Origin of the sequence: Aeromonas lacus (assembly GCF_000764665.1) — a bacterium.
GTDB lineage: Bacteria > Pseudomonadota > Gammaproteobacteria > Enterobacterales > Aeromonadaceae > Aeromonas > Aeromonas lacus.
In genome coordinates, this window is the sequence record NZ_JRGM01000094.1 from 1 (window position 1) to 1,330 (window position 1,330).

The 1,330-nt window shown below is 40.9% G+C and carries 2 protein-coding genes; both read right to left on the minus strand.

What is annotated here, in order from left to right; translation table 11 throughout:
• Positions 1-1,004, minus strand: a 1,004-nt coding sequence (locus LG31_RS0107765) for a terminase large subunit domain-containing protein (RefSeq protein ID WP_238567499.1), incomplete at its 3' end; no start/stop codon positions are given.
• The coding region (locus LG31_RS20400; protein WP_152598350.1) for a P27 family phage terminase small subunit at positions 994-1,330 on the minus strand (337 nt) is incomplete at its 5' end. The genes LG31_RS20400 and LG31_RS0107765, both read right to left, overlap by 11 nt.

Genomic DNA, 1,330 nt, shown 5'->3' on the forward strand with positions numbered 1-1,330 from the left:
AAACTATCGTTATCGTCAATCTCGTACATTGCGCAGAACGTTGTATCAAACTCTGACATGTCGGAGATGTTCAACAGGATCTTCTTGTTATCTTCATATACGGTATGCCCAATACAACCAATATTGAAACCTGCTGTTGTGATTGCAAAGAACATAGGATTAGTACGGCAACCAATTGATGTACGCATTACGTTGTATACATCTGCATTTTTAAAGCTGTGCAATTCATCTATTACTGCAAGGTGACTATTTAAACCGTCCAAGTTATCTGCAATTGAATTCTTGTATTCCATCTTTGCGTCTAATGCATCGCATATAATGGCATCACGGTTAATCCTGAACCCTAGTGCTTTAAGCTGGGACTTCTTAAGCATCTTGGATGCATCATCAAATACAATGCGTGCTTGTTTACCTGTTGGGCCAGTAGTGTAAATGTCTGGGCCTATTTCACCGTCTGCAACTAACATATAAAGTGCAATGCCACAAGCAAGAGTACTTTTACCGTTCTTACGGGCAACATATACGTTCGCATAACGAAATCTACGTTTTACTCTGCCTTCTTCGGTTTTATCTTTTTGTATCCAGCCAAAAATGGAACCTACAATGAATTGCTGCCAAGGAAGGAGTTTAAATGCACCAGACTTTGCTTTTACGTGCACGAGCAGCTTGTAGAAGTTGATAACTTTCTGTGCATGTCCTGCACTGAACTTATATTGGAAGGTTTCTTGCTGTCCGTTACCCGCGGGTAACGTCTGCTTCTGACGTTGTGTATCTATGATGTGACGAACGGCAGCGAGTTTTATATTGAGGCAGGTTTCTTCTTTGTACTTCGTAAGAGCTTCATAACAGTACTGGTGAACCCAGCGATAATCTTGATCTTCATCTTTTAAATTGAAGTTGTACTTCTCAATGTCGATATTGTACAACTTGAACTTTTCTATATCGTTCACAAAATCTATGTACTGCACACGCTCCCAATCGACTTCATTGGGATTAGAGGTCATCTGTACCTCCAACATCGGGCACATCATTAAGCAAGCGCACAAGTTCCATCTGTGCATCAAGCGATTGTGCATCTACTGCTGCAATACTTGATTTTGATTTGTACGTTAATCCAAGTTCGCTTAGCCCTTGCACGATGCTCTTATAAGCATCATCACGAATACGTACAGCAGGGTTGATTATCTTGCGGTCTTGATTCTTATCACCTTGTTGGACGATTACTTGGCCTTCCTGTTTCACTGTACGAATTGCATCTGCGTAGTCGCCGTAACGTTGTGAAACTAAGGTTATATGCAAAATGAACTCGTCTAAGTCTACGTTCTTGCAT